At 71.5% G+C, this 23,775-nt stretch carries 14 protein-coding genes; 9 read left to right on the forward strand and 5 right to left on the reverse strand.

Features of this window, described 5'->3' with window-relative positions; translation table 11 throughout:
- Both AB0399_RS33270 and AB0399_RS33275 read right to left on the reverse strand, forming a co-directional pair.
- The coding region (locus AB0399_RS33270; protein ID WP_366413839.1) for a beta-ketoacyl synthase N-terminal-like domain-containing protein at positions 1-1,934 on the reverse strand (1,934 nt) is incomplete at its 3' end.
- A 69-nt stretch (positions 1,935-2,003) separates the two neighbouring features.
- On the reverse strand, positions 2,004-3,215 hold the full coding sequence (locus AB0399_RS33275; protein WP_329373821.1) for a cytochrome P450: 1,212 nt from the start codon (positions 3,213-3,215) through the stop codon (positions 2,004-2,006).
- Positions 3,216-3,838: 623 nt separating this feature from the next.
- On the opposite strand from AB0399_RS33275, the gene AB0399_RS33280 reads away from it, so the two are divergent.
- The 7 genes from AB0399_RS33280 to AB0399_RS33310 all read left to right on the forward strand — a co-directional run bounded on the left by AB0399_RS33280 (position 3,839) and on the right by AB0399_RS33310 (position 13,599).
- Positions 3,839-6,436, forward strand: coding sequence for a BTAD domain-containing putative transcriptional regulator (locus AB0399_RS33280; RefSeq protein WP_366413840.1), 2,598 nt, complete (start codon positions 3,839-3,841; stop codon positions 6,434-6,436).
- 249 nt (positions 6,437-6,685) lie between these two features.
- Positions 6,686-7,939 (forward strand): cytochrome P450, encoded by a 1,254-nt coding sequence (locus AB0399_RS33285; protein ID WP_329363870.1) that lies wholly within the window; start codon positions 6,686-6,688, stop codon positions 7,937-7,939.
- A gap of 46 nt (positions 7,940-7,985) precedes the next feature.
- Entirely contained in the window at positions 7,986-9,542 is a 1,557-nt protein-coding gene (locus tag AB0399_RS33290; protein ID WP_366413841.1) for a BBE domain-containing protein, read from the forward strand.
- A gap of 7 nt (positions 9,543-9,549) precedes the next feature.
- Positions 9,550-10,920, forward strand: coding sequence for a crotonyl-CoA carboxylase/reductase (ccrA, locus tag AB0399_RS33295; RefSeq protein WP_329363868.1), 1,371 nt, complete (start codon positions 9,550-9,552; stop codon positions 10,918-10,920).
- 32 nt (positions 10,921-10,952) lie between these two features.
- Positions 10,953-11,981, forward strand: coding sequence for a ketoacyl-ACP synthase III (locus AB0399_RS33300; RefSeq protein ID WP_329363866.1), 1,029 nt, complete (start codon positions 10,953-10,955; stop codon positions 11,979-11,981).
- Positions 11,978-12,850, forward strand: coding sequence for a 3-hydroxybutyryl-CoA dehydrogenase (locus tag AB0399_RS33305; protein ID WP_366413842.1), 873 nt, complete (start codon positions 11,978-11,980; stop codon positions 12,848-12,850). Before AB0399_RS33300 ends, AB0399_RS33305 begins: the two co-directional genes overlap by 4 nt.
- The gene (locus AB0399_RS33310) at positions 12,847-13,599 is read left to right on the forward strand and encodes an alpha/beta fold hydrolase (protein WP_366413843.1); all 753 of its coding nucleotides are present in this window, start codon (positions 12,847-12,849) and stop codon (positions 13,597-13,599) included. The genes AB0399_RS33305 and AB0399_RS33310 overlap by 4 nt, the downstream gene beginning before the upstream one ends.
- 48 nt (positions 13,600-13,647) lie before the next feature.
- On the opposite strand, the gene AB0399_RS33315 is transcribed toward AB0399_RS33310, so the two are convergent.
- Entirely contained in the window at positions 13,648-14,304 is a 657-nt protein-coding gene (locus AB0399_RS33315) for an MBL fold metallo-hydrolase (protein ID WP_366413844.1), read from the reverse strand.
- A gap of 78 nt (positions 14,305-14,382) precedes the next feature.
- On the opposite strand from AB0399_RS33315, the gene AB0399_RS33320 reads away from it, so the two are divergent.
- Positions 14,383-14,808 carry a MarR family transcriptional regulator gene (locus AB0399_RS33320; protein ID WP_366413845.1) on the forward strand — a complete coding sequence of 142 codons (426 nt, stop codon included), beginning with the start codon at positions 14,383-14,385 and terminating at the stop codon, positions 14,806-14,808.
- Between the two features lie 340 nt (positions 14,809-15,148).
- Here AB0399_RS33320 and AB0399_RS33325 read toward each other — a convergent pair whose 3' ends face one another.
- Complete coding sequence (locus AB0399_RS33325; RefSeq protein ID WP_366413846.1) at positions 15,149-17,869, reverse strand: hypothetical protein; 2,721 nt, start codon at positions 17,867-17,869, stop codon at positions 15,149-15,151.
- Between the two features lie 1,105 nt (positions 17,870-18,974).
- Positions 18,975-20,504, reverse strand: coding sequence for a UDP-N-acetylglucosamine 1-carboxyvinyltransferase (locus tag AB0399_RS33330; protein WP_329363855.1), 1,530 nt, complete (start codon positions 20,502-20,504; stop codon positions 18,975-18,977).
- Positions 20,505-20,906: 402 nt separating this feature from the next.
- Here AB0399_RS33330 and acnA point away from each other — a divergent pair, with 402 nt between their 5' ends.
- Entirely contained in the window at positions 20,907-23,621 is a 2,715-nt protein-coding gene (gene acnA, locus AB0399_RS33335) for an aconitate hydratase AcnA (protein ID WP_329363854.1), read from the forward strand.
- Positions 23,622-23,775 lie beyond the last annotated feature (154 nt).

Below are 23,775 nucleotides of genomic sequence, written 5' to 3' on the forward strand. Positions count from 1 at the left end.
GCGGTGGTCCAGAGGTGGGTGAGGGCGATCATCATGGCGAAGAGTGCGGGTTGGACTTTGTCGACGCGTTCCAGCCATTCCTGGTCGGGTCCGGTGAGGGTGTTGATGAGGGACCAGCCGGTGAGGGGGTCCAGGGCGGCGGCGGTGGTGTTGAGGGAGTCGCGGAAGGTGGGGTTGTGGGCGTAGAGGGTGTGGGCCATGCCGGGCCATTGGGAGCCTTGGCCGGGGAAGACGAAGACGGGTCCGGGGCCGGTGGCGTGGGTGGCGTGGCCGGTGATGAGATGGGGGGTGGGCCGGTGCTCGGCCAGGGCCCGCAGACCGGTGAGGGCACTGTCCCGGTTGTCGGCGATGACGACGGCCCGGTGGGGGAGTTGGGCCCGGGTGGTGGCCAGTGCGTGGGCGACATCGGGGAGCGGGAGTCCGGGGTCTGACTCCAGCCGTTCCGCGAGCCGTCCGCCCATGGCGGCCAGGGCCTCCGCGCTCGCCGCCGACACCACCAGCGGCACCGCTCCTGCCAGCTCCGGCACCGCTCCCGCCGGCTCCGGCACCGCCTCCGTCGCCCGCGCCGCCGGCTCCACCGGCTCCACCGGCTCCACCGGCTCCACCGGCTCCACCGGCTCCACCGGCTCCACCGGCTCCACCGGCGAAGCCTCCGTCAGGACCAGGTGCGCGTTCGTACCGCCCACCCCGAACGCCGAAACCCCGGCCACCAGCGCCTGGTCGGGCCGGGGCCAGGAGCCCGTGTCCGTCTGCACCCGCAGCCGAAGACGCTCGAAGGGGATGGCCGGATTCGGCGTCTCGAAGTTGAGGCTGGCCGGAAGCTCGCGGTGATGCAGGGACAGCGCGGCCTTCAGCAGGCCCACCACACCGGCGGCGCCTTCGAGATGGCCGACGTTGGTCTTGGCCGAGCCGACCGCGAGGGGGGCCGTCCGGCCGGGAGCCGTACCCAGCGCGGCACCGAGCGCGGCGGCCTCGACGGGGTCGCCCACCGGGGTTCCGGTGCCGTGGAGTTCGACGTACTGCACGTCCGCCGCGCGCACGCCCGCGTCGGCGAGCGCGGCGGACACCACCTCCCGCTGGGCCTCGGCGTTCGGTACGGTCAGGCCCTCGCCGCCGCCGTCGTGATTGACGGCGGAGCCGCTGAGCACGCAGTAGACGCGGTCCCGGTCGGCCAAGGCGCGGGACAGCGGCTTGAGAACGACCAGGGCGCCGCCCTCGCCCCGCACGAAGCCGTTGGCGCGCGCGTCGAAGGTGTGGCAGCGGCCGTCTGGGGAGAGCGCGCCGAAGCGGTCGACGGCGGTGGTGCTCTCGGGCACCAGGTTCAGGTGCACGCCGCCCGCCAGGGCGAGCTCCGCCTCGCCGCGGCGCAGGGCCGCGGCGGCCAGGTGGACTGCGACCAGTGACGAGGACTGGCCGCAGTCGACCGTCATGCTGGGCCCCCGCAACCCCAGCGAGTAGGAGAGCCGGTTGGCGATCACTCCTCGCTGGACTCCGGTGAACACGTGCCGCGTGAGGCCTTGTGGGCCGCTGCGGCGCAGAAGGGCGGCGTAGTCGTCGGCGATCGCGCCGACGTACACGCCCGCGGGCGTACCGCTGAGGGAGTCGGGGGCGATACCGGCGTCCTCCAGCGCCTCCCAGCCCAGCTCCAGGGTGAGTCGCTGCTGGGGGTCCATGGCCAGCGCCTCGCGGGGCGAGACACCGAAGAAGGCCGCGTCGAAGCCGTCGACGCGGTCCAGGTAGCCGCCGCGGCGCGCCGGACCGCGGCCGGGCGGCGGCTCCGAGATCGCGTCGCGCCCCTCGCGCAGCAACTGCCAGAAGGCGGACGGGTCGGGGGCGCCCGGCAGCCGGCACGCCATGCCGACGACCGCGATCGGTTTGTCCCGCGGGCCCGTGGGGGTGCCGGCACCCGTGTCCGCGTCGTGAACCGCGCCCATGACAGTTGTCCCTTCCGCCGTGCCGCCGAACGAGGAATCACCGGGGAGGACCCGGCGGGTGAGGGGGCCTCAGCCCGCCCCGTGCGGCCTGACCGGCAGCTTCTCCAGGCCGTGGGTGACCGTGCTGAGCCGCCACCGCAACTCGTTCGGGTCGCAGGCGAGGGACAGGTCGGGGAAGCGGTCGAGGAGCATGCCGATGGCGATCTCGGCCTCCAGGCGGGCCAGCGGAGCGCCCATGCAGTAGTGGATGCCGTGCCCGAAGGTCATCTGGCCGCCGATCGGCCGGGTGATGTCGAAGAGTTCGGGCTGGTCGAAGCGGTCGGGGTCGCGGTTGGCGGCCATCAGCGACACCATGACCACCTCGCCGACCGGGATCGTGACGTCGCCGAGCACCACCGGCTCGATCGTGTACCGGAACGTGGCGAGGTTCACCGGGCCGTCGAAGCGCAGGAACTCCTCCACGGCCTGCGGCAGCAGCGCGCGGTCGGCGCGCAGCCTGGCGAGTTCACCGGCGTGGGTGAGGAGGGCGAGCACGCCGTTGCCGATCAGGTTGACCGCCGTCTCCGTGCCGGCCGAGAACATCAGGTAGATCGTGGCGAGCAGTTCGCCCTCGCTGAGCTTGTCGTCCTCGTCGCGGGCCGTGATCAGCGCGCTCAGCAGGTCCTCGCCGGGGTTCTCGCGCTTGACCTGGATCAGCTTCACCAGGTACTCGCGCATCGCCTGGGTGGCCGCCTCGTAGCCCTCCGGCGCGAGGTCGGACAGAACGGTGGCCGCGTACCGGCCGAAGGCGAGCCGCTCGGCCTCCGGCACGCCCAGCAGCGTGCAGAGCAGTTCCATCGGCACCGGATAGGCGAACGCCTCCAGCAGGTCGATCTCCTCCTGCCGGTCCATCTCGTCGAGCAGGTGGGTGGTCAGCGCTTCCAGCATCGGCCGCATGCCCTCGACCCGGCGCGGCGTGAACGCCTTGTTGACCAGCCGGCGCATCCGGGTGTGGTCCGGCGGGTCGCTGGCCAGCATGTGGCCGACGAGTGCCTCGTCGTACTGCTTCGGCGCGTGGCCCTCCTTGGTGTGCTTGGTCATCAGCTCGTTGAGGCCCTTGAAGTCCTTGCTCAGCCGGGCCTCGCTCAGCGCCTGCCGCACCTCGTCGTAACGGGTCACGATCCACACCAGCGAACCGTTCGGCAGCATCACCTTCACGGCGGGTCCGGCCTCGCGGAGCCGCTTCAGCACCTCGTGGGGGGTCTGGACGAAGCTCACGTCCAGTTCCTCGGTCACCTGCATCTCCTGCACGACTGCGCCTTCCTGGCCACGGGACGGTTCCCTGCTCCGGGTCCTGCCGGGTTGATGCGGGGAGCATGACCCGCGCCCCTTGCCGGGCGCTGGCGGCGCACCTTGCGGAACGCTGGCCGGTGCCTTGCGAGACCCTTGCGTCGGCAGGTCGGCAGGTCGGGCACGTCGGGCACGTCGGGCACGTCGGAATGTCGGGCACGTCGGAACGCGCCCCCGGCGCACGGCCGTACGCACGCGCACGCTTCCTCGAACCCAACGACACCTTTGTGCCGTCAGGCGTCAACCCGCCCCATCTCGGTCAAAAAAGTCAAAGTTCTGCACCAGACGCAAAACAAGTGCTCTACGATCGCACCAGCATCACTGACGGGGGTTCCGGCAAGCCGTGCACCAGCACGGACACCGGTGCGAGCTGTGAGAACGGATCGGCCGCACCCGAGGAGGTGAACCGCGGCAGAAGGTGCGCAGGGCAGGCTTCCACCGCCCACCCGGACCTTGTGGTCCGGCCGGAAGAATCCGGCCGTGTTCTCGACAGCCCGAGTGGACCACGGCACATGTGCACTGCCCGGACCGGGCGACGCACGATCCACCCCACCTCCCGTGAAGTAAGGATGGGCATGGCTGAACCCTCCGAGCGCGAGACCGTGGACCAGGCGAGCGTGACGACACTGGCGCCGAGAGGGGCCGGGTGGGCACCAGGCCAGACGAAGGAAACCGCCTCCGCCGCCTGGGAGTTGCGTGCCTTCGGCTCGCTCACCGCGATGCAGGCCGGGCGGGTGCTGCCCCTGGGCCCCCTGCGCCACCGCGCACTGCTCGGACTGCTGCTCGTGCGCTCGGGCAGCGTCGTCGCCGCCGGGCAGCTCATCGACGAACTCTGGGGCGCCCGACCGCCCCGTCACCCCCTCGCCACGCTCCAGACCTACGTCTCCCACCTGCGCCGCGCTCTCGCCCGGGCCCGGGAGCAAGGCGGCGGTCACGCCCGGCTCAACCACCGCGCCCCCGGCTACGTCCTCGAACTCGATCCCGAACTCGTCGACGTGCACCGCTTCGAGCGGCTCCTCGAACGCGGCCGGCGCTCCGTCGCCGACCGCCGCTTCGACCTCGCCCGCGCCGACCTGACGCACGCGCTCTCCCTCTGGCGCGCCCAGCCGTACCTCGAACTCGTCTCCTACGGCCCCATCACCGACGAGATCGAACGCCTCGGACACCTGCGCCTGACCGCCCTGGAGGCCCAGGCCGACGCGTGCCTCGCCCTCGGCGACGCGGACCACCTGGTCCGGGTGCTCTACCCCGAGGTCCAGCACAACCCCACTCACGAACGCCTGGTCGGCCACCTGATGACCGGCCTGTACCACCTGGGACGCCAGGCGGAGGCCCTGCGCCTGTACGAACAGACCCGCCGCCACCTCGCTGAGGAACTGGGCGTGGACCCTGGCGGCGAACTCCAGCGGGTCCACACGAACATCCTCCACCAGCGCCTCATCCTGCCCGAGCCGCCGGCACGGTCGGTGAGCACGACGGCGGGCGGGGCCGGGGCGTACCGCAGGGGCCCGGCCGAGCCGAACACCGGCCCGGGGCGGCCCCCGGCGGCCACGGCCTTCGCCGTCACCGGGGGCTCGGTGGGACCGGGACGGCCGAGCGCGGCGGACACCGTGGCCACGGTGCACAGCTTCGACGCCGGCAGTGTCACGTTCGCCGGCGGGAACGCCGACGGTGCCACGGGTTTCGGCAGCACCGGGAACCTCGCGGACGCGCCGCCGGCCGGCGCCGGGGCCGTTGGTGCCACCGACGTCATCGCCGTCATGGGAGTGAAGGCCCTCCCCGGCGGTCCCGTGCCGAACGCGCCGGTGGGCCCGGCCGAGGCCGCGGCACACCCGGTACCCGCCGGTCCGGCCCCGGCCGCGGCGCTGCCCCTGCCCCTGTCGCCCCGCACTTCCGTCGCCGGGTTCCGCACGGCATCGCACGGCGTCCCGACCGCCGCGGACCCCGCTCCGCACGCAGCCGCACCCGCTCCCCTCGGCTTGCCCGCCCCCACCGCCTCCTCCACCAGCGCCTCCGTCCCCACCGCCTCCGCTCCCGGCGTCGCCCGCGCGGCCGGCGGCAAGTTCGTGGGGCGGGAACGCGAGCGCGCCCTGCTCGGCGCCCACATCCAGGACGCGCTGAACGGCAGCAGCCATCTCTACGCCGTGCTGGGCGAGATGGGCGTGGGCAAGACGGAACTGGTCGAGGACGCCACCGCGCACCTCAAAGGCTCGCCGCACGAGGTGGTGTGGGGCTGCTGCAGTTCCGGGGAGGGCATACCTGCGTACTGGGTCTGGTCGCAGATCTTCCGTCAGCTGGCGGTCTCCCGGCCCGAGGCGTTCCGCCGGGCGGAGGCCCGCTTCGGCAGCCTGCTCGCTCCGCTGATGCTCGACCCCGAGGCCGGCCGGCGCTGCCTGACCGCGGAGGAGCCGCCGATCCTGGCCCGCTTCCGTATCCAGGACGCCATGTCCGAGACGCTGCTGGTGCTGGCCGCCGAGGCGCCGCTGGTCGTCGTCCTGGAGGACCTGGACCAGGCCGACGCGCGCTCGTTGGAGCTGCTGGGGCTCCTGCGCACCCGGCTGCACGGCGAACCGCTCGGCGTCGTCGTGATCGCGGAGGACACCGGGGTCGCGGCGGACTTCATGAAGGGCGGCGTGGTCACCGACATCATCAGCGACCCGCGCACGCGCAGCCTCCGGCTGACCGGGCTGTCGAGGGCCGAGACCGCGGATCTCGTGAGCCTGCAGACGGGGGTCAGAGTGCCCGACGACGTGCTGCGGGTCCTGCACGGACGCAGCCGCGGCAACCCGTACTTCCTGCACGAGTTCCTGGCCGGCGTCGGCGACCCGGAGCTGCTGCACCACCGTACGGCGGTGGAGTCGGCACTGGTGGATGTGCCGTTGGGCGTCCGGCAGGCGCTGGGGCGGCGGATCGCCGGGCTGCCCGAGCCGGTGCTGGAGGTGCTGCGCTGCTGCTCGGCACTGGGCGCCGACTTCGACCTGGAACTGGTCCGGCACGCGGTGTCGCCCGGCACGGACCCGGAGGCGGCCATCGAGGCGGCGGCACGCTGCGGGCTGCTGCGGCGGGTGCCGCGGCCGCCGTTCCGGCTCACGTTCCGGGATGCGCTGATCCAGGAGGTGCTGCTCGCCGAGTTGAGCGGCACGGAGCGGACGAGGCTGCGCAAGAGCGGGTGAACTCGTCCCTGCCCCGCGCGGAAGAGCCGGTGCCTGCCCACGTACGGAAGAGCCGGTGCTTGCCCCCGCACGGAAGAACCCGTCCCTGCGGGCGCAGGGAAGAGCCCGTCCCTGCGCCCGCAAGGAAGCCGCAAGCGGTCTGACAAGGCCGCGGCAAGGGGGTGGACGCATGCTCAGGCGATGCATCGGCACGTCAGGCCGTGCCGACTCCCACGGCCCTGCGCGCCGTTCCCCGAGGAGGAGACCCAGGTGACCACCGTGGCCCGGCAGTTCGACACCGCCGACATATCGTCCATCGACTTCTGGTCGCAGCCCCCGGCGGCCTGGGACGACACCTTCCGCGTCCTGCGCGACGAACGCCCGATCTCCTGGCACAAGGCGCCGGAGGGCAGCCTGCTGCCGACGCCCCCGGACGACGGCTTCTGGGCCGTCGTCCGGCACGCCGACATCGTGGCGGTGAGCAGCCGGCCGGACCTCTACATCTCGGGCAAGGGAGTGCAGTTCGAGGAACTGCCCGAGGAGATCCTCCAGGCCACCCAGTCCATCGTCGCCATGGACGCGCCCCGCCACCTGAAGGTGCGCAGCCTGGTCACGTCCGCCTTCAGCCCCGCCCGTATGGAGCAGATGCGCGGCTCGATGGGCGCTGAGGCCGGCCGGATCGTGGCGGACTTCGCGGCTGCCGGCGAGTGCGACTTCGTGGCCAAGGTGTCGATGCCGATGGCTCGTTGGACGATGACGTACATGCTGGGCCTGGACCCCGCGGAGCTGGACCGCTTCACCGAGGCGATCACCGTCATGCTGTCCAGCCGCGACGAGGCGGAGAAGCGGGGGCGGGATCGCGCCGACATCGTCAACGAGGTCGTCGGACTGGTCTCCGGCAAGGCCGTCGCGATGGCCAGGGCCCGCCGGGAGGACCCCCAGGACGACGTGATGACCGACCTGGTGCAGGCCCGCGTCGACGGCGACGGCCTCACCGACGCCGAGATCAGCGCCTTCTTCCTGTTGCTGATCGGCGCCGGCTTCGACACCCCGCGCCAGACCATCAGCCACGCGGGCAAGGCGCTGTCCGACTTCCCCGAGCAACGCGCCTTCCTCGCCGCCGACTTCGACGCCCGCTCGGGCAAGGCGATCGAGGAGCTGCTGCGCTGGTCGACCCCGGTGCTCACGTTGCGGCGCACCGCGGCGCGCGACATCGAGCTGCACGGCCGGCAGATCTGCGAGGGTGACAAAATGGCACTCTTCTACCCATCCGGCAACCGCGACGAGCGCGTCTTCGCCGACCCCAACGTCCTCGACCTCGCCCGCACCCCCAACCGGCACATCAGCTTCGGCGGCGGCGGCCCCCACCACTGCCTGGGCAACGTGCTCGCCCGGATGGAGCTGCGGGTCCTGCTGAAGGAACTGCTGCGCCGCACCCCGGACTTCCACATCGGCGAGCCGGTCCGCATCACCAGCAACTTCGTCAGCGCCATCACCCGGATGCCGGCGGTGGCCCATGGCTGAGCCGGGCCGCAGAGAACTCCTCGGATACGCGATCGCGGGAGCAACCGTGGCAGTGACGTCGTCCGGCACGGCCCAGGCCGCGGAACCGGCCCAGGAACCGATCGTCGTCACCCCCGGCGAACCCCGGTACGACGACATGACCAGCGGCTACAACCAGCGCTGGATCGGCGACCCGGAGCAGATCCGGGTCATCCGCTCCACCGCCGAGGCGGTCACCGCCGTCCAGGAACTGGTGGACACCGGCAAGCGCTTCTCGGTGCGCAGCGGCGGCGGCTGTTTCGAGAACTTCGTCTACAACCCGGAGATCGAGGCCGTCCTCGACCTGTCCACCCTCGACGAGGTGGCCTACGACGAGAAGCGCCGCGCCTTCTCCGTCCAGCCCGGCGCGATCCTCCTCAACGTCTACGACACCCTGCTGCACCGCTGGGGCGTCACCCTGCCCGGCGGGCTGTGCTACTCGGTCGGCATGGGCGGCCATGCCTGCGGCGGCGGATACGGGCTGATGTCGCGTCAGTTCGGCCTGGTCGTGGACCACCTGTACGCCGTGGAGGTGGTCGTCGTGGACGCCGGCGGCCGGGCCCGCGCCGTCGTGGCCACCGCCGAACCCGACGACCCGTACCACGACCTGTGGTGGGCGCACACCGGCGGAGGCGGCGGCAACTTCGGCGTGGTCACGCGGTACTGGTTCCGCACCCCCGGCGCGTCCGGCGACGACCCGCGCACGCTGCTGCCCCAGCCGCCCTCGCACGTCCTGCTCAACGTCACGGCCATCCCGTGGACCGCCGTCGACGAGGCCGACTTCGTCCGGCTGCTGCGCAACTACATCGACTGGCTCGGCGCCCACAGCGCCCCCGGAACCCCGGAGACCGGCCTGTCCAGCCTGTTCGGCCTCAACCAGCTCGCCGCCGGCGCCCTGACCCTCATCACCCAGGTCGACGCGACCGTGGCCGGCGCCGAGGACATCCTCGCCGACTACCTCGCCGCGATCGGCGAGGGCACCGCCGAAGGCGTCCGCGCGGCACTGGTCGCCGCACCCACCAAGGCGACCTGGGGCCAGGCCACCCGGTACATCTCCACCTCGAACTACGCGGCCCCGGCCGTACGCGTCAAGGCGAAGTCGGCCTACCTCAAGGGCAACTTCACCACCGGGCAGGCGCAGACCATCCACCGCTACCTGACCAGGACGGACTACAGCAACCCGGGCGCCTCCCTGATCATCTTCCCGTACGGCGGGCAGATCTCCACGGTCGCCTCCGACGCCACCGCCATCCCGCAGCGCGACTCGGTCGTCAAGATGCAGTACCAGGCGTGGTGGACCGACCCGGCCCAGGACGACACCCACCTGGACTGGGTGCGCGGGATGTACAAGGAGGTCTACGCCGCCACCGGCGGGGTGCCCGTGCCCGACGGCACCTGGGACGGCTGCTACATCAACTACGCCGACGCGGACCTCGCCGACCCCGCCCACAACGCCTCCGGCGTGCCCTGGTCGACCTTCTACTACAAGGAGAACTACCCGAGGCTCCAGCGGGTCAAGGCGCGGTGGGACCCCCGCAACCTCTTCCGTCACGTGCTGTCCGTCGAACCGTCCACCAGCCAGTGAGGTACCGATGTCCCTGACCGACGCCGTGCTGACCGACGCCGTGCTGTCCGGAGCCGCCCCGGAGGAGCTCGCCCGCGCCCCGCTGCCCGGCACCTACACCGCGGCGCACCTGCGCGTCGAGGACGAGAACGTCTTCGCGCGGGCGGACAGCGGCGCGGACAAGGACGTCCGCCGTACGCTGCACGTCGGCGAGGTGCCGATGCCCGAACTGGCCCCTGACGAGGTGCTGGTCGCGGTGATGGCCAGCTCCGTCAACTACAACACCGTGTGGTCGGCGAAGTTCGAGCCGGTGTCCACCTTCCGCTTCCTGCGCTCCTACGCCCGGCAGGGCGGCTGGGCGACCCGGCACGACCAGCCCTTCCACGTCCTCGGCTCCGACGCCGCCGGGGTCGTGGTGCGGGTCGGCTCGGGCGTGCGGCGCCGGCGGATCGGCGACCACGTCATCGTCAGCCCCGCCCACGTCGACGACCAGGAGCCGGCCACCCAGACCGACGGCATGCTCAGCGAGGGCCAGCTGGCCTGGGGCTTCGAGACGAACTACGGCGGGCTCGCCCACTACGCGGTCGCGCGCGCCAGCCAGCTCATCCCGAAGCCACCGCACCTGACATGGGAGGAGGCCGCCGGCATCCCCGTGTGCGGCGGCACCGCCTACCGGATGCTCGTCAGCGACCGGGGCGCCCGCATGAAGCAGGGCGACGTCGTGCTGATCTGGGGCGCGGCCGGCGGGCTCGGAGCGTACGCGGCCCAACTCGTCAGGAACGGCGGCGGGATCGCGGTGGGCGTGGTCGGCTCCGAGCGGAAGGAGGCCGTCGCCCGCAGGCTCGGCTGCCAGGTGGTGATCAACCGCGAGGAGATCGGCATCGGCCAGGACACCGGTGACGACCCCGAGCAGGCCGTCAAGGCCGGCAAACGGCTCGGCGCGATCATCCGCCGCGAGGTGGGGGAGGACCCGCACATCGCGTTCGAGCACGTCGGACGCGCCACCTTCGGCATCTCCGTGTTCGTCGTCCGGCGCGGCGGCACGGTCGTCACCTGCGGCTCCAGCACCGGCTACCACCACACCTTCGACAACCGCTACCTGTGGATGAAGCTGAAACGGATCATCGGCAGCCACATAGCCAATTTGCAGGAGATGACCGAGTGCGCCCGCCTCTTCGAGCAGGGCCGCATCGCCCCGGTGATCTCCGAGGTGTACCCGCTGGCCGAGGTCGGGGAGGCGACCCGGCGGGTGCAGCTCAACCAGCACATCGGCAAGGTCGGCGTGCTCTGCCTCGCCCCCTCTCCCGGCCTCGGCGTCACCGCGCCCGAACAGCGCGCCCGGATCGGCGAGCACGCCCTCACCCCGCTGCGGTCGTTCACCGCGGCCGCCGCGGGCTGACCCGGTCGCCCGCCACCCGAAGGGACACGAACATGACCACGGACCCGCCGACGGTCGGCATCGGCATCCTCGCGACCGGCTCCTACCTGCCCGAACGGGTGGTCACCAACGCCGATGTCGTCCGGATGGTGCCCGGCACCAGCGAGGAGTGGATCGAAAGGCGGACGAAGATCGTCTCGCGCCGGTTCGCCGCCCCCGACGAGGCGGCCTCCGACCTCGCCGTGCACGCCGCCCGTGCCGCCCTCGACGCGGCCGCCCTCGACCCCGGCGACATCGACTACCTCATCGTCTCCACCACCACCGGCGACGCGCCCATACCGGCCACCGCCACCCTCGTCCAGTACGCGCTCGGCGCCCACCGGGCGGGCTGCTTCGACGTCAACATCGCCTGCTCCGGCTTCGTCACCTCCCTCGCCCTGGCCCGTGCCCTGATCACCCTGCGGCCCGCCGCCAAGGCCCTCGTCATCGGCACCGACGTGTACTCCCGGTTCGTCGACTTCGGCGACCGGGCCACCAGCGTGCTGTTCGGAGACGGCGCCGGAGCCGCCGTGGTCGCCGCCGTCGACGACGGTCCCGGCTTCATCGACCTCGACATGGTCGGCGGCGGCGGCGCCTACGACCTGATCGAGATCCCCGCCGGCGGCAGCCGCCGCCCCGCCTCCGCCGCGACCGTCGCCGACGGCGGCCACGTCCTGCACATGAAGGGCCGCGAGGTCCGCGACTACGTCATGGACAACGTGCCCGGCGTCATCGACGCGCTGCTGGAGCGCTGCGACCACAAGGCGGCCGACATCGACCACTTCGTGCCGCACCAGGCCAACGGCATGATGGTCGCCGAACTCGTCGACGCCTGCGGGCTGTCCGGCGCGGCCACCCACCTGCCGCTGGACCACTCCGGCAACACCGGCAGCGCCTCCGTCGCCATCGCCCTGGACGAGGCCAACCGCTCCGGCGCGCTGCGCCCCGGCGACCTGGTGCTGCTCGCCGGGTTCGGCGCCGGCATGGCGGTGGCCGCCGGCCTGCTGCGCTGGTCGGCGCCCGCGCTGCGGAGCGCGGCATGAGCGCCCGTCGGATAGGCGTGGTCGGCGGCGGCACCATGGGCGCCGGCATCGCCGCCGAGTGCCTGCGGGCCGGCCTCGACGTGCGGGTCCTGGGTTCCGGCGCGGCCTCCGCCGACCGTGCCCGCGGCCGCGTCCTCGGACTGCTCGACCGGGCGCACGCCAAGGGCCGTATCGACGACGCGGGACGCGCGGACGCCGAGCGCCGCGCGGTGTTCGGCGGCGATCCGGACGCGTTCGCGGACCGGGAGTTCGTCGTCGAGGCGGTGCCGGAGGAGCGGGAGACCAAGCTGCGGCTGTTCGCCCTGCTGGCGAAGACCGTCGAGGACTCCGCGGCGGTCCTCGCCTCCACCACCTCCTCCCTGTCCATCACCGACCTGGGCGATGCCAGCGGCCGCCCCGGCGACGTGATCGGCCTGCACTTCTTCAACCCGGTGCCGACGATGCCGCTGGTGGAGGTCATCCGCTCCCCGTACACCACCGACCGCACCGCCGAGCGCGCCGAGGCGCTGGTCACCGGCGTGCTCGGCAAGCAGATCGTGCGCGCCGAGGACCGCAGCGGATTCGTCGTCAACGCGCTGCTGATCCCGTACCTCATGGCCGCCGTGCGCATGTGCGAGTCCGGCGTCGCCACGGCCGAGGACATCGACCGCGGCATGACCCTCGGCTGCGGGCACCCCATGGGCCCGCTCACCGTCCTCGACCTGATCGGCCTCGACGTCATCGCCGCCGTGGCGCGCAGTATGGAGAACGGCACCGGAGACCCCCGGCACGCGGTGCCGCCGCTGCTGGACCGGCTGATCGAGGAGGGCCGGTTGGGCCGCAAGACGGGCCGCGGCTTCCACCGCTACGACCGCCCGAGGGCCGCGTGAGCGGCGACCCGCGCGGCAGCCTGTGGGTGCGCCGCTTCCGGCCCCGCCCAAACGCCCCGGTACGCCTGGTCTGCCTTCCGCACGCCGGCGGTTCGGCCAGCTTCTTCGCGGAGCTGCCCGACCTGCTCGGCGAGGAGGTGGAGGTGCTCGCGGTCCAGTACCCGGGCCGCCAGGACCGCCGCGGCGAACCGTTCGCGCCGAGCATGGACGCGCTGGCCCGCGACGTGGTGGCCGCGCTGCTGCCGTGGACGGACCGGCCGCTGGCCGTCTTCGGGCACAGCCTCGGCGCGGTCCTCGGCTTCGAGGTGGCCCGCGGGCTGCGGGCCGCCCGTCGGCCGCCGGCCGCGCTGTTCGTCTCGGGCCGCCGGGCACCCTCCCGGCAGCGGCCCGAACGCGCCCACCTCCTCGACGACGACGGCCTGTTGCGCGAGGTCCGCGCGCTGAGCGGCACGGACTCCCGGGTCTTCGCCGACGAGGAACTCGTACGGATGGTGCTGCCGGCGATCCGCGCCGACTACCGCATCGTGGAGAGCCACCGCTCCGCCCCCGAGCCGCTCCTTGACTGCCCGATCACCGTGCTGACCGGCGCCGACGACCCGAAGGTGACCGCCGAGGAGGCCGCCGCCTGGCAGGAGCACACCACGTCCGCCTTCGACCTGGTCACCTTCCCGGGCGGCCACTTCTACCTCACCGCCCACGCGGCCTCGGTCGCCCACCTGATCGCCGCCACCCTGACCGGCGTCCCCTGACCGCCGGACGGCTCGCAACAGCCCGGGGCATCCCGCGGCGGTGGCCGGTCACCGGACGGGCTCCGGGCCGATCTCGATGGACGCGCCGACGGGCAGACGGCGGTAACGGGCCCCGGTACCGGGGCCGTTGTCGCCCAGGAAGCCGCCGACCATGGAGACGCCGACGTCGTTGAGGGCGCCGTCATGGATGGCGCAGACCTGCCGCGGGGCCACCTCGCGCACGTAGTCGATCAGTTGCCCGGTGGCGGACCAGGGGCCGTGGACGGGCAGCAGCAGGGTGTCGACGGCTACGTCCGGCACGGTGAGGGCGTCCCCGGGATGGAAGAGTGCCTCGTCGAGGAGGAAGCCGACGTTGCCGACGCGCGGGATGTCCGGGTGGATGACCGCGTGCCACGTGCCGAGCACGGCGACGTCGAAGCCGGCCGCCGTGAAGGCCGCTCCCTCGCCCACGGCGGTGACCCTCCCGCCGAGGCCGTCCAGCCGATCGGCGACGGCGCTGTCGGTCCAGATGCGCAGGGCGGGATTCTCGCTGGTGGCCCTGCGGAGCACCTCCTCGGAGAAGTGGTCGAAGTGTTCGTGGGTGACCAGGACGGCCTCGGCGCCGTCGAGCGCGTCCGGTTCGGTCAGACCCCCGGGGTCGATGACCAGCCGACGGTCGTTCTTCTCGATACGGACGCAGGCGTGGCCGAACTTGGTGAGATGCATGTGGGCCTCCTCAGGCAACCCTGAAACTGTACAACCAAGCTGTACAGATTGGTTACACAGTTCGGCTAGGGTAGGGCCATGGAAGACGACGCGCTGGCCGAAGACCTCCGACAGGCGATCGGGGAACTGGTCCGCGCCGTGCGGACCGCCGACACCATGCCCCCCGGAGAGGCCGCCATCCTCGGCCACCTCGATCGCAGCGGCCCGCAGACCACGGCCGCACTCGCGCACCGGCGCGGAGTGACGCACCAGTCCGCCGCCAAGTCCGTCAAGGAACTGATCGACCGTGGATCGGTGCGCGCCGAACCGCATGCCGGCGACGGCCGCAAGATCCTGCTGCACCTCACCGACGCCGGACGAACCCGCCTCCAGCAGGAGCGCAGCCGCCGCGCCACCTGGCTCAACGCCGCCATCGCCGACGCGCTCGATCACCACGAGCGGCGACAGCTGCGCGACTGCGTCCCCCTGCTGGTTCGCCTCACCGCCCACATCACCGGCCCGTGACCGGGCCCTCCCCGCCGCGGAGCCACGCGCCATGGCCCTTCGCGCGCGGGCGGAAACGCCGTGAGGTGCCGTGGCTGTCGTGGCGGGCCCGGCAGGATCGCCCGGACAGGGCCTTGAGCGGAGAACTGCGGGGCCGCTTCCGATGAGCCCGGCAACCCTGCCCGCCGGACGGCCTCAGCACCCCTGGTGCGAACGCCCCCGTCCCGCACCCGATGTCCGACACCCGGCGCGCGCGGCTCCGTGCCGTTGGGGCTGAGTGCCAGGACGCCCCCGCAGCACGTGGGTGGCGTGCCGCAGGGGCGTCCGGTTACGGCGCGGGGCCGCGAAGGTGCTCGGCTGGTTACCCGGCTGTGACCGTCAGTGTGAGCGGGCCTCCCGGGGGCGGAGTGCCGCCCGGCTTGCCGAATTCGGGTGTGGAGAGCCAGCCTTCATCGGTCACCTCGAAGCTGACGGTGTAGGTGCCCGTCGTCAGGTTCCAGGTGTCGACGTCGATCAGCATCGTGCCGTCGGAGCCCACCGACGCGCCGCCGGACGAGGAGCCGACCACGCGGCCGGTGCTGTCGTAGACGTAGCAGGTGGATTCGTCCGCCGGCGCCGTGCCCTGGGTGACATGCGCGATGACCTCGACCGATACCTGCCGAAGCTGGCTGCTCGGGACGCTGGTCTTCGACAGCGACGCCGAGGTCACCGTGGGCCCGACGGTGTCGGGTACCCCCTTCACCAGCAGCCCGGGATCGGGGGCCCCGAACAGGTCGCCGTAGACGGCCAGGTCGCCCGCGCCGTCGGCGATGACATAGCCGCCGAAGGAGCACGTCGACGCCTGCCCGTTGGTGGACCTGTCCATCGTGGCCTGCACGGAGTAGACGCCGTTCCCCTCGCTGGTCGGGGTCGCCGATCCGGCCGTGCAGGGTGCCCCGTCCCAGATCGGCTCGATCGAGGTGACGCCGTCGCGCGCGCCGGAGACGTGCAGGGAGATGGTGAACGGGGCCGGGCCCCACCAGCTGTTGACCGGGTTCGGGGTGGCGGTGAAGCCGCTCGCCGACAGCGGGTCGTTCGCCGTCACGGTGAAGGGCTGCTCGTCCAGGCCGGTGAAGTTCTGGGTCTGACCGGCGTTGTTGGTCAGCGACACCGCGGTGACCGACCAGCGGCCGGTCGGGTAGCCGGCGGGGAAGTGCACGGAGAACGTGCAATCGGCATCCTCCGTCTGGTGCTGGCACTCTCCGTAGTCCTGCTCGTCGTACGTCTGGTAGGCGAAGGACCCGGTCAGGGTACGTGCGCCGGGACCGGTGAGCGTGGCGGTGCCGTTGGAGAACCCGGACTGCCCGTCCTGCACGTTCAGGTCGAACGAGGCAAAGGTGGTGCCGTCGGCGTCGTAGAGGGCGGGCGTCAGCTGGGAGACGCCACTGCGGAAGGTCAGGGACTGGTAGGAGGGGGTGTCGGTCGCGACCTGCTCGGTGGCGGTCACGGAGGCTCCGTAGCCGTCGAGTTCGGAGCCGACCAGCACCTGCCGGGCCTGCTGGGAGTCCTCGAAGAGCGAGACGGTGGAGACCGCCCAGACCGCTGTCGTCGTACCCGCGTACCGAGGCACCGCGAAGGTGTAACGGTAGTGGGCCTCGGCGGCGTCGCCGGAGACGAAGTCGGCACCGCCGTAACCGGAGTTCTCCTGGAGGAAGTCGACGGTGTAGCTCTGCCCGACGTATGTGTCGGGTGCGGTGCCGCGCTGGCGGATCACGATGGTGCCGCCGTTCTGCGCCGCCGCCGGGCTGCTGTCGGTCACGGTCCAGTCCAGGGTGACCGCCGCGCCGCCGCCGGACGCGTCGACGGTGGAGGAGGCGAAGTCCATTGCCTTGAGGGACAGTTCGCTGCCGGTGGCGAAGTAGCCGAACACGTCGGCGACTACCTGGGTACGGCCGGCCGAGTTGGCGATCGAGATCTTCCCGTCCGCGCCGACCGGCACGACCACCAGGTTCGGGACGTTCTGGCCTGCTGCGAAGTTGAGGGTGGAGGTCGACGGGACCGCGATGCCGTGCGGGTACACCGTGAGGTGGCCGCCGGTGGTGGGTGCGGCGGCGGTGACGTTGAGCACGACCGCCGAGACGTCCGTGGACGGGATGTGCTGCGTGCCGGTGATCTGCAGGTCCACGCTGTTGCCCGCGCCGACCGGGCCCTTGGCCCCGCCGGTGCCGTCACGTGTGTCCAGCATGCGGGTGGGGCCGCTGTCCAGGCTCTGGAAGACGCCGCCGGACTTCGGTGAGTTCGTCAAGTAGTAGCCGGCGATGTCCGCGATGACATGGGTGCTGCCGGCCGAGTTGTAGAAGGAGACTTTGCCCGTGCTGCCCAACGGCACCGTGACGAGGTTCGCGATCGTCTGCCCCGCTTGGTAGTTGAGGGAGGACGCGGTGGGCAGCGCAGCGCCCTGCGGGTGGACGATGAGGTGGCCGGCAGTCGTGGACGCGGTGGCGGTGACGTTGAGCACGACAGCGCTGACGTCCGCTGTGGGCACGCCGTGCGTGCCGGAGAGCTGGAGGTCGACGCTCTTGCCCGCGCCGACAGCGGTCGTCGTCCCGTTGGTACCGGTGCCGTCGCGGGTGTTCAGCAGCCGGGTAGGGCCGTCGGGCACGTAGGTGGCGGCGGCCTTGTCCAGGGTGTAGTAGCCCGCCAGGTCCGCGACGACGTCGGTGGTGCCGGTAGCGTTGGCGAAGGCCACCAGGCCGTTGCCGCCTACCGGGACCGTGACCATGTTGGCCACGTTGCGGCCCGGCCCGAAGTTGAGGTTTGAGGTGATCGGCTGGTCCTGCCCGTACGGGTACACCGTCAGGTGGCTGGCCGTCGAGGCGTTGGTCGCCGTCACGTTGAGGACCACAGCCGTGGGCCGGACCGACGGATTGCCGGTGATCCCCGAGACGTCGAGCAGCAGCGGGTGCGTGCCGAGTTTGGCCACCACCCCGTGGTCGCCGGTACCGTCACGGGTGTCCAACACCCGGGTCGGCCCGACCGCCACGAAACCGCCGTCCAACTCGGGCTGTTGGGGCAGCGTGGGAACGGAGTGCGGAGCGGTCACGCCCTGCGGCTTCGCCTTGGCGGGCGTCGTGTTCTTCCTGCCGGGCGAGCTCTTTGTGGCGGGGCCCGGCACAGGCACCGTGGTCGCGAGGCTCGGTGCCGTACCCGTCGTGTGGGACGTGGCGCCTGCGTCGGCGATGGCGGACGTCGACGTCGCGGCCACCAGCACCGCGGCGACGACGGCGACCGTGGCCCAGCGGCCTGCGGATGCGGGGCCACGTCGGCCGCGAGGTCTGTGTCTCCCCCAGAGCGCGCGGAATCGTGAGTTCATCCTTTTCCCTCCCCGGATGGCAACCCACTCTGCGAAGAGCGGCGCGGGCCGTCTTGGACGCAGCGACCATTGAAGCAGTCGGCGTCGACAGCGGCCTCGGAATTGTGTGTACCAACGCTGCCCCAAGGTCAACTCGAGCGCATCGACCTGGCAGGTCAGAGCGTCGTTCCTGCCGACGGACAACTCCACCACCAAGGCATCTCCGAGGCGGTGGCCGTGAACGGCGCCACCCTGGCCCGTCCGACCTACATCGTCGCCCCCACCAGCGCGGTCACCGCGGCAACCTGCCAGACCACCCCTTCCACGGCCGGCTCACCGCCGGACGCCGCTGAAGGAAACCGACCGAGTTCCATCGTTCGCCATACAGACCCGCTCAACGCCATCGGGGCGGAAGTCCTGCGCCACTGGAAGAAGCGGCTTGAGAAGGCCTGGGTCCGACCTCCATCCGTCTTGTCTGGGCAACGCTCTCCAGCGTTCTCCAGGCTGCCGTTGAGGACCGTCGCCTCGGACGTAACCCATGTCGGTCCGGCACCGTCGGGCCTCCGCCCGCGACCCCCGGCAGGGTTGAGGCGCGGCCCCCTGAACGGGTGCCGGCGGTACGGGAGGCCCTACGTGATCACTACCGGCTCTCCCACTTCCTGCCGCGAGCCGGCGCACGGGGCAGCGTTGCCGTCGACGCGATCTTCACGTAGCCGCGGCCGGTCGGTAGAGCCCGTTGAGTGCGGCCCGTAGCCCGCCTCAGGTCCAAAGTCCCAGAGACGTCCCAGAGATGCCGCCGCACCCCGTCCTGACGCTCTAGGTAGCAGGTCGGACGGGGTGCGGCGGCACCGCCGGGTCAGATGTCGCGGAAGATCTCGATCTGCGCGCCGATCGTGTTCAGCCGCTCGGCGAGGTCCTCGTAACCGCGGTTGATGACATAGACGTTGCGCAGCACCGACGTGCCCTCGGCGGCCATCATCGCCAGCAGCACCACCACCGCGGGGCGCAGCGCGGGCGGGCACATCATCTCGGCGGCGCGCCAGCGGGTCGGGCCCTCGACCAGCACCCGGTGCGGGTCGAGGAGTTTGACCTGGGCGCCCAGCCGGGTCAGCTCGGTGAGGTAGATGGCCCGGTTGTCGTAGACCCAGTCGTGGATCAGCGTGGAGCCCTGGGCGGTGGCGGCGATGGCCGCGAAGAACGGCACGTTGTCGATGTTGAGCCCGGGGAACGGCATCGGGTGGATCTTGTCGATCGGCGAACTCAGCTTGGAGGGGCGGACGGTGAGGTCCACCAGCCGGGTGCGGCCGTTGTCCGCGCGGTACTCGGGGGTGAGTTCGTGGTCCAGCCCCATCTCCTCCAGCACCGCGAGTTCGATCTCCATGAACTCGATCGGCACCCGGCGGATGGTCAGTTCGGACTCGGTGACGACCGCCGCGGCCAGCAGGCTCATCGCCTCGACCGGGTCCTCGGAGGGCGCGTAGTCCACGTCGCGGTCGATCTCGGCGACGCCGTGCACGGTGAGCGTGGTGGTGCCGATGCCCTCCACCTGCACGCCCAGCTCCTCCAGGAAGAAGCACAGGTCCTGGACCATGTAGTTGGAGCTGGCGTTGCGGATGACGGTCACGCCCTCGTGACGGGCGGCGGCCAGCAGCGCGTTCTCGGTCACGGTGTCGCCGCGCTCGGTCAGCACGATCGCCCGCTTCGGGGTGATGCCGCGGTCCACCTCGGCGTGGTACGTGCCGTCGGTCGCGGTGATGTCCAGGCCGAAGTGGCGCAGCGCGTTCATGTGCGGCTGCACGGTGCGGGTGCCCAGGTCGCAGCCGCCCGCGTACGGGATGCGGAAGCGGTCGGTGCGGTGCAGCAGCGGGCCGAGGAACATGATGACGCTGCGGGTGCGGCGGGCGGCGTCGGTGTCCATCGCGGCCAGGTCCAGCTCGGCCGGCGGCACGATCTCCAGGTCGTTGCCGTCGTTGATCCAGCGGGTGCGCACGCCGATGCTGCCCAGCACCTCGAGGATGCGGTAGACCTCCTCGATCCGCGCCACCCGGCGCAGCGTGGTCCGGCCGGCGTTCAGCAGCGTGGCGCAGAGCAGCGCGACGCACGCGTTCTTACTCGTCTTGACGTCTATGGCGCCGGACAGCCGGCGCCCCCCGACCACTCTGAGGTGCATCGGGCCGGCGTAACCGAGGGACACGATCTCGCTGTCCAGCGCCTCGCCGATTCTGGCGATCATCTCAAGGCTGATGTTCTGGTTGCCGCGCTCGATCCGGTTGACGGCGCTCTGGCTGGTGCCGAGCGCTTCCGCGAGCTGCGCCTGTGTCCAGCCTCGATGTTGACGGGCGTCTCGGATGAGCCTGCCGATGCGTGCGAGGTAATCGTCGGTCATGTCGACCAGGCTATCTCACATATGAGATAGAGCAACGCGGGTTAGGCCATCCGTGGCGAGTCGGGGACATCCGTTGCGGCACTGGTACGCGGCCGGCCCGGCCGGTGTCGCGGCCCGTCCTCACCGTAACGCCGGCGGCGGTGCCTGCCATCCGGGGCGCGGCCGTGCGGTGTACCCCTCACCCGCACAGACGGCGCCCATCCGGATTCGGTTCCACCTCCCGGTCGCCGGGGGAGTCGAGGCGGGCTTCGATGGGGGCAGCGCATCACGCGGCGGGCCGGGGGTACCCGAATCGAGGTGGTGTACTAGAGTTATCTCGACATCGAGATATCTGCCGAGGCGTGCCGTCGGGACGCCAGCAATGCGGTGGTACGCGCGAGAACATGCATGAAGGAGACTGTCGTGTCGGCGAACAGCTTCGACGCCCGCAGCAGCTTGCAGGTGGGCGACGAATCGTATGAGATCTTCCGGCTGGACAAGGTGGAGGGCTCGGCCCGGCTGCCGTACAGCCTGAAGGTGCTGCTGGAGAACCTGCTGCGCACCGAGGACGGCGCGAACATCACCGCCGACCACATCCGGGCGGTCGGCGGATGGGACTCGCAGGCCCAGCCGAGCCAGGAGATCCAGTTCACCCCGGCCCGCGTGATCATGCAGGACTTCACCGGCGTGCCGTGCGTGGTGGACCTCGCGACCATGCGCGAGGCGGTCAAGGAGCTGGGCGGCGACCCGGCGAAGATCAACCCGCTCGCCCCGGCCGAGCTGGTCATCGACCACTCGGTGATCGCCGACCGCTTCGGCACCCCGGAGTCCTTCGCGCAGAACGTCGAGTTGGAGTACGGCCGGAACAAGGAGCGGTACCAGTTCCTGCGCTGGGGCCAGACCGCGTTCGACGAGTTCAAGGTGGTCCCGCCCGGCACCGGCATCGTCCACCAGGTGAACATCGAGCACCTGGCCCGGACCGTCATGGTCCGCGGCGGCCAGGCGTACCCCGACACCCTGGTCGGCACCGACTCCCACACCACCATGGTCAACGGCCTGGGCGTGCTCGGCTGGGGCGTCGGCGGCATCGAGGCCGAGGCCGCGATGCTCGGCCAGCCGGTGTCCATGCTGATCCCGCGGGTGGTCGGTTTCAAGCTCACCGGTGAGCTGCCGGCCGGCACCACCGCCACCGACCTGGTGCTCACCATCACCGAGATGCTGCGCAAGCACGGCGTGGTCGGCAAGTTCGTCGAGTTCTACGGCGAGGGCGTCGCCGCCACGTCGCTGGCCAACCGCGCCACCATCGGCAACATGTCGCCGGAGTTCGGCTCCACCGCCGCGATCTTCCCGATCGACGCCGAGACGCTGAGCTACCTCAAGCTCACCGGCCGCTCGGCCCAGCAGGTCGCGCTGGTCGAGGCGTACGCCAAGGAGCAGGGCCTGTGGCTGGACCCGGCCGCCGAGCCGGACTACTCCGAGAAGCTGGAGCTGGACCTGTCCACGGTGGTGCCGTCCATCGCCGGGCCCAAGCGCCCGCAGGACCGCATCGTGCTGGCCAACTCCGCGCAGCAGTTCGCCCGCGACGTGCGCAACTACGTCACCGACGACGAGGAGGCGGGCAAGGAGTCCTTCCCGGCCTCCGACTCCCCGGCCACCCACAACGGCGTGCCCACCAAGCCGACCCAGGTGACCACCCCCGAGGGCGACACCTACGAGATCGACCACGGCGCCGTCACCGTCGCCGCGATCACCTCGTGCACCAACACCTCCAACCCGTACGTGATGGTGGCCGCCGCCCTGGTGGCCAAGAAGGCCGTCGAGAAGGGCCTGACCCGCAAGCCGTGGGTGAAGACCACCCTCGCCCCGGGTTCGAAGGTCGTCACCGACTACTTCGACAAGGCGCACCTGACCCCGTACCTGGACAAGCTCGGCTTCAACCTGGTCGGGTACGGCTGCACCACCTGCATCGGCAACTCGGGCCCGCTGCCCGAGGAGGTCTCCAAGGCGGTCAACGAGGCCGACCTCGCGGTGGCCGCGGTGCTCTCCGGCAACCGCAACTTCGAGGGCCGGATCAACCCGGACGTCAAGATGAACTACCTCGCCTCCCCGCCGCTGGTCGTCGCGTACGCCATCGCCGGCTCGATGAAGGTGGACATCACCCGGGACGTGCTGGGCACCGACACCGAGGGCAAGCCGGTGTACCTCGCGGACATCTGGCCGAGCGAGGCCGAGGTGAACGACGTGGTCGCCTCCGCGATCGGCCAGGACATGTTCACCGAGTCCTACCAGGACGTCTTCGCCGGCGACGCGCAGTGGCAGGCGCTGCCGATCCCCACCGGCAACACCTTCGAGTGGGACCCGCAGTCCACCTACGTGCGCAAGCCCCCGTACTTCGAGGGCATGGGCACCGAGCCGGAGCCGGTCACCGACATCTCCGGCGCGCGGGTGCTGGCCAAGCTCGGCGACTCCGTCACCACCGACCACATCTCGCCGGCCGGCGCCATCAAGGCCGACACCCCGGCCGGCCAGTACCTCACCGAGCACGGCGTGCAGCGCCGCGACTTCAACAGCTACGGCTCGCGTCGCGGCAACCACGAGGTCATGATTCGTGGCACCTTCGCCAACATCCGGCTGCGCAACCAGATCGCCCCGGGCACGGAGGGCGGCTTCACCCGCGACTTCACCCAGGACGGCGGGCCGGTCGCGTTCATCTACGACGCCTCGCGCCACTACATCGAGCAGGGCACCCCGCTGGTCGTGCTGGCCGGCAAGGAGTACGGCTCCGGCTCGTCCCGTGACTGGGCCGCCAAGGGCACCGCGCTGCTGGGCGTGAAGGCCGTCATCGCCGAGTCCTACGAGCGCATCCACCGCTCCAACCTGATCGGCATGGGCGTGCTGCCGCTGCAGTACCCCGAGGGCGAGTCCGCGCAGACCCTGGGCCTGACCGGCGAGGAGACCTTCTCCTTCGCCGGGGTGACCGCGCTCAACGACGGCACCACCCCGCGTACGGTCAAGGTCAGCACCGACACCGGCGTCGAGTTCGACGCGGTGGTGCGGATCGACACCCCCGGAGAGGCCGACTACTACCGCAACGGCGGCATCATGCAGTACGTCCTGCGCTCGCTGCTGCGCAAGTGAGCCGATGACCCGGGCGTAACACGTCCGAAGCACCACTGTCGGCCGGACGGGCCGCACCCCTGTCACCCGGGGGTGCGGCCCGTCCGCGTTTTCCGGCAGGTCGCCCGCCGCTGGGCGCTTCCACCCGGTTCACTACTTGAACGCACCGAACCGG

Source organism: Streptomyces sp. NPDC088194, from assembly GCF_040702025.1.
GTDB lineage: Bacteria > Actinomycetota > Actinomycetes > Streptomycetales > Streptomycetaceae > Actinacidiphila.